The 4,747-nt window shown below is 59.5% G+C and carries 5 protein-coding genes; 1 reads left to right on the forward strand and 4 read right to left on the reverse strand.

Going from position 1 to position 4,747, the window contains the following annotated elements; genetic code table 11:
- Nucleotides 1-135: 135 nt before the first annotated feature.
- The 4 genes from FE782_RS31875 to FE782_RS31890 all read right to left on the reverse strand — a co-directional run bounded on the left by FE782_RS31875 (nt 136) and on the right by FE782_RS31890 (nt 3,104).
- The gene (locus FE782_RS31875; protein WP_238392737.1) at nt 136-1,227 is read right to left on the reverse strand and encodes an S-layer homology domain-containing protein; all 1,092 of its coding nucleotides are present in this window, start codon (nt 1,225-1,227) and stop codon (nt 136-138) included.
- A 148-nt stretch (nt 1,228-1,375) separates the two neighbouring features.
- Nucleotides 1,376-1,828, reverse strand: a complete 453-nt coding sequence (locus FE782_RS31880) for a YdeI/OmpD-associated family protein (RefSeq protein ID WP_138198400.1) — start codon at nt 1,826-1,828, stop codon at nt 1,376-1,378.
- 5 nt (nt 1,829-1,833) lie between these two features.
- Nucleotides 1,834-2,643 carry an alpha/beta fold hydrolase gene (locus FE782_RS31885; RefSeq protein WP_138198401.1) on the reverse strand — a complete coding sequence of 270 codons (810 nt, stop codon included), beginning with the start codon at nt 2,641-2,643 and terminating at the stop codon, nt 1,834-1,836.
- 80 nt (nt 2,644-2,723) lie between these two features.
- Complete coding sequence (locus FE782_RS31890; protein WP_138198402.1) at nt 2,724-3,104, reverse strand: GNAT family N-acetyltransferase; 381 nt, start codon at nt 3,102-3,104, stop codon at nt 2,724-2,726.
- Nucleotides 3,105-3,214: 110 nt separating this feature from the next.
- On the opposite strand from FE782_RS31890, the gene FE782_RS31895 reads away from it, so the two are divergent.
- A complete protein-coding gene (locus FE782_RS31895; RefSeq protein WP_138198403.1) occupies nt 3,215-4,297 on the forward strand; it encodes an HD-GYP domain-containing protein in 1,083 nt (360 codons plus the stop codon).
- The last annotated feature ends 450 nt before the right edge of the window (nt 4,298-4,747 follow it).

The raw sequence follows: 4,747 nt of genomic DNA on the forward strand, positions 1-4,747 counted from the left end.
AGGCAGGATGAGTAAGGCGATCTTTTTCAATACCAGAATCTAAACCATAAAAAGAGAAAAGCCTCCGATAAACGGTGGCTTTCTCTACAGTCTGACCCTTGATTTCTCAAGGGTTCCAATGCATTCCCGGCGAATTCAGAACGGCGAGGTCGCCTCCGGCAAATAACGGACGAGACGCTCCGCCCCGTCGTCCCGCCGCTCCGACTCGTGCGCCACGGCCGACGCTTCTTCGATCCAGTCGAAGTACGGATGATCGTACGGAACATCCGGGAAGTGACGCGCGACTTTCGTCTCGCCGTCCTTCAGCGGTCCGCGGAGCAAGCCGACGGACAGCCACGCCGCCGCCGCCTTCCGCTCGATCGCCGCATCCGGCGCGAACCGGGCGTCCCTCCCGTCGTTCAGGTGCTTGACATAGCCCAGCGCTAGCGCCGTCCCTAACGCGTGCTTGGACCAATGCCCTTTCATATCTTCGAACGGCGTATCGAACGGCGTCTCGAGAATGCCGTGCAGCCGCAGCATCAGCGTCAGCAGCTCCGCCTTCGTGATCGGTTCGTCGGGACGGAATTTTCCTTCGAAGCCCACCATGTAACCTTCCGCGGCCGCTTGCCGAATGTAGCGGTATGCCCAATGCGAAGCCGGCACGTCGGAATACCCTTCGGCGTCGAGATTCTTCAGACCCTTGATTCGGGCGATCATCGCCGCCGTTTCCGCTCTCGTCAACGCGCCGTCGGGCCGGAACGTCCCGTCCGGATACCCTTGCATGAACGGCTGGTGCGTCTCGGCGCCGACCGTCACTTTCACCTTCGGCGTCTTCCACTTCGCGCCGCCGTCGAGCTCGATCTCCGCTTCGAGCTCGCTAACGTCGCCTCGCTTCGCATCCGCTTTCATCTTTAATTGGAAGTGGACGACGTGAGCGCCGTTCGACTTCACGTCCTTCACGTTCCACTTAAGCAACCGGTTCGAAACGTCCCATTCGCCGCCGCCCGCGTCGACGACGTCCATCCATTCATGCACCTTCACGTGAAGTTGCGTGTTCGTTCGCGCTTTATTTTCGACGTTATGATAAATCAGATGAAACTGCGCCTTGCCGCCGGCCGTCACGGTCGCTTGGTCCGCGATCAATTGAATCGGAACCTTCCGATCGTCGTCCCCCGTCGCGCCGGCCAACCCCGCCGTTCCGATTGCGAACGCAATCGCCAACATCATCGTCAACGCCCTTCTCCACATCGTCAAGTCCGCTCTCTCCTCGCTGTCGATTTCCCCTGCGATTGTAACGTTATGTGGGGATATTCAAAATATTCGAGCGGCCTGCGTCGTAAGGCACGGTTGTCCGACGGGGCGGAGAACTATTTTTTGACGGCCCCCGGTTTCGGCGTTAGATCACGCGTCCTACCCGAAGCGCCTCGAGCGCTTTCTCGATGCGGCGGACCCGCGTCTCCGGCGTCTTGGCGCCTTCGACCGAAAGTACGATTCTTCTTCGGTTGCTGTAGGATAAGTCGTCGAAGAACGCTTTCGCTTCGGGAACGGCGTCGAGCGCGGACAAGAAGTCCTTCGGCAGGGCGAGCTCTCTCGGCTCGTGATCCAGCGTCAACTCCACGTCGACCTCCTCGCCGGCGGCGACGCCCGCGCCGCTCCGATGCTCCGCGCTGAGCGGGATCATATATTTCCCGCCCATGACCGCGACCGTGCTTCGGTACGTATAGCCGCCTCCGATCGTCACGCGAACCGGCGGCTTCTTGCCGGCGCCGAGCGCTTCGACGATGTCGGGCGGCACCTCTATGCCGGTCGCCGTCTTGCGTTCGAGTAAGATTACAGTACGAAATTTCATCGTTCCTACCCCCTCTCTTCGTTGTAGAAAAACTCCGCCAATACCGGAGCCAACGCTCCCGGTTGTACGATATGCGTCTGCCCGTCCAGCATATGCAGCTTCGCGTTCGGCAGCGCATCGGCCAGCGCCTTCATCCCCGCGCGCATCCAAGCGGGACTCTTGCCGCCGACGCCGACAAGCGCCGGGATGGTTACCGATGCGAACGGCTCCGCCGGCAGCGGATCGCCTCGTTGGCAGGCGACCGTTAACGCCGTGTCGTACGGTAGCGTATGCGCCACCGCCTTCAGCTTCCGCCATGCGGGCATCAACGGCATGGTCGCGACGACGAAAGCCGGCAGACCCACGCCTTCCTTCATGAATAACTTCACCGCCGCCGCGCGGCGATCCGCCGAGACGTGCGCCTCGAGCCGCGCCGCGTAGTCCCCCTTCACGGGGATCCGGCTGCCGTCGACGATATAAGGAGCTTCGTACAAGGCTACTTTCCGGATGGAAGGCAGTCGTCGGGCGGCTTCGATAACGAGAGCGGCTCCGGACGAGATGCCGTACAAGAACGCCGAACCGCCCGCCGCGTTCACGAGCGCTTCAAGATCCTCGACCTCGCGCTCGATCGAATAAGGCTTCCTCTCGTCGCTATCGCCCCGACCGCGTCGATCGTACGTATATACCGCGAACCGGTCCTTCAGCATCTCAGCGAGCGGCCCGTTCGGACCCGATGCGCGGTAGCAGAGCGCCCCGTCCACGAGGATGAGAGCCGGTCCTTCGCCTATGCGGTCGAACGCGATCGCGGTACCGTCTTTCGAAATCGCCTTATTCATGTGTTTGCCCCTTACGAAATGGAATGATTGCGTTACACTGAATATACCTGTTAGGGAATATTCCTGTCAACGTATAATCCTTATTCTTGCACGAACGCCGTCGAATTTCGCGGTTGCTCGGGAAATACTCGGCTATAGCAGACGAAGGCCAGCTTCTTCTCGAAGCCCTCCTTGAGGTATAGGAGAATCGCCTGCTCGTTCCCGGCGTTGACGGCCGCGGCGTTCCCAACGGCTGCCCGCAAGAGCGTCCTACCGAGTCCCCGCCCTTGGAACGGCGGCTTCAGCGCCAACGGACCGATCGTCGCGCACGGCAACCCTTCGTATTCGTCCTTATGCGCGCGTACGCATCCGACGGGCTGCTCGCCGGCGAACAGGAGCAGCATCCCTCCTTCGAGCTCGTCCTCTCCGCCCTGCCGCTTGGCGATATGCTCCGGAGCCATCGGCGCTTCTCTGCCGTCCATTCCGGATCCCTCCTGCACGCGCTTTCGACCTTTGGTAAAGAAATCCTTTACCGCGTCAGCTTTGTTATGTTACATAATTAAGTATGATGCTTGAGGGATAGGTGGTCATCTTGAGAAGAACGCATATTAGCACGGCCCGTCCCGGCTACCGGCTGGCCAAGCCGATCTGGACCGAAACCGGATCGATTCTGCTTGGGGTCGGCGTGGAATTGAACGACCGGTATTTGGATCGCTTGAAGCAGATGGGCATCGACTACATCTACGTGGAGGACAACCGGACGTCCGACATCATTCCCGAGGACGTGCTCCAGGACGAAACCCGCAAGAAATCCGTCGAAGCCGTGCATAAGACGATGACCGGATTGATGAGCGAAGCGAAAGGGAAGAAAGCCGCGCCCGTCAAGGATTTAGGTTCCACATTCCGGACGCTGTTCACGGACATCATGACGGAGCTCCCGAATCGGGGAGACGTCGTCGTGAACTTGATCAACCTGCATGTGAAGGACGGATACTTGTTCCACCATTCCGTCAACGTCGCGGTGCTCGCCGGCGTGCTCGGCATCGCCAAGGGCTATAATCGGAATCAGCTGCTCGAGCTCGGCGTCGGCGCGCTCCTCTTCGACGTCGGGATGACCGTGTTTCCGGACAATCTCTGGATGGTCTCCGCGGATCTTACCGACGAACAGCGCATAAGGCTTCAGAAGCATACCGAGGAAGGCTACAACATCCTGCGCAAGCAATTCGACGTGTCGCTGCTTTCCGCGCATTGCGCGCTGCAGCATCACGAACGGTTCGACGGCACGGGATATCCCAGAGGATTGAAAGGCGGGGAAATTCACGAATACGCGCAAATCGTCGCGATCGCGGACGTATACGACGCTTTGACGTCGCCGCGGCCGTATCGGAAGCGGTTCAGTCCGAGCGAGGCGATCGAATTTTTGTACGCGAACGGCAACCAGTGGTTCGATCTGGAGCTGATCCGGCTGTTTTGCAAATATATCGCGATCTATCCGGTCTCGTCGACCGTCCAGCTGAACACGGGGCAGCTCGGCGTCGTCTCGTACGTCGACCCTCTCGTGACGCACCGGCCGATCGTTCGGATCATTCAGGAGGCCGACGGGAAGGAAACGTCCTCCGCGTACGAGATCGATCTGCGTCAGCAAGTGAACGTAACGATCGTGCAGACGTTGTAGGCGAAGGCGGCGGTCCGCGAGGGGAGCCGCTTCGCGGTCTTCGTTATGCGGAATGTTCCGCTTATAACCGCGTTTTCGCGCTTCGCGGGCTTCGTTAGGCGGAATGTTCCGCTGTATAACCGCGTTTTCGCGCTTCGCGGGTCTCGTTAGGCGGAATGTTCCGCTTTTAACCGCGTTTTCGCGCTTCGCGGGTCTCGTTAGGCGGAATGTTCCGCTTTTAACCGCGTTTTCGCGCTTCGCGGGTCTCGTCAGGCGGAATGTTCCGCTTTTAACCGCGTTTTCGCGCTTCGCGGGCGCAGTTCCGGCCGAGCCTCCTCCCTCCTCAAACAAGAAGAGAGCCCTCGTCACCGAGGGCTCAGACTGTCGAGAAACCTCTCGGCAGTTTTCTTTTGTCTATTAGTTTTAACACGGCACCGCGTTAATGTGGTATAATATCGTTATTAAACCAAC

Source organism: Paenibacillus antri, assembly GCF_005765165.1.
Taxonomy (GTDB): Bacteria; Bacillota; Bacilli; order Paenibacillales; family YIM-B00363; genus Paenibacillus_AE; species Paenibacillus_AE antri.